We start from the raw sequence: 811 nt of genomic DNA, 5'->3' as shown, positions 1-811 counted from the left end.
GCCGGCGCCCGGCGTCGACCCGCAGGCCTTCCGCAAGGTGATCGAGGACGTCATCCATCTCGTCGAGCGCAGCCCGGACGGCGCCCGTCCGGTGCCGCCGCAGGGACCGCCGCTGAAATGGCCGCCGCAGGGGCTGGAATACGAAGCCCGCACCAGGCGCGGCGGCCCGCTGCTCGCGCGCAGGGCCAGCGTGCTGGCCTACACGCTGTTCGTCTATCTGATCATGCGCTTCGACCTCAAGGTCGGCGGCTTCGTGCCCAAGCTCTACAGGCGCCAGGTCGTCGAGAACTCGGACTTCAGGAAGTACGACGACGGCCTGCGCATGATTCTCGACTGCACGCCGCAGCTCGAGCGCGCGCTGAGCGATCGCCTTGCGGCGGCCGCGCGCGAGGGCGTCGTGCGCTACGGCCTCCATCAGCAGGACGCCGCCATGATGACCTGCTTCACGCCGTCGGCGCTGCGCAGCGATCATGTGCACTTCATCGACGGCGCGCGGGGCGGCTACGCCTCGGCAGCGACGGCGCTGAAGGCGATGACGGCGTGAGGGATCTCGTGTCCCGAACGCGCTGCGGCACGCAGTGACGCTGCGCAGAGCCGGGACCCAGAGTGCGATAGGCCCCGGCTCTGCAGCGCATCACTACGTGCTGCGCTGCGTCCGGGGCACGAGAGCTCGCGGACCTGCTACCGTCCAGCGCGGGTCCAGGTCTCACTGCCGCAGAGTGCGCCGACGCAGCCTTCGACCCGCAGCGAATCTGCTCCCGTCACTGTGATGCTGCTGGCATAGGTGCTGCCGTCATCGGCATTGTAGATC

At 69.4% G+C, this 811-nt stretch carries 2 protein-coding genes; one reads left to right on the top strand and one right to left on the bottom strand.

From position 1 onward, the window contains the following. Window positions 1–544 (top strand): DUF3095 family protein (locus tag SE92_RS19650; protein WP_157095912.1); only part of this gene is annotated, 544 nt, incomplete at its 5' end. Between the two features lie 137 nt (window positions 545–681). Here the strand turns inward: SE92_RS19650 and SE92_RS35090 are convergent. Beyond that, the coding region (locus SE92_RS35090; protein ID WP_157095911.1) for a DUF2147 domain-containing protein at window positions 682–811 on the bottom strand (130 nt) is incomplete at its 5' end.

Origin of the sequence: Bradyrhizobium sp. AT1 (genome assembly GCF_001590795.1) — a bacterium.
Taxonomy (GTDB): domain Bacteria; phylum Pseudomonadota; class Alphaproteobacteria; order Rhizobiales; family Xanthobacteraceae; genus Bradyrhizobium.
This window is presented reverse-complemented; position numbering and strand designations above follow the sequence as displayed.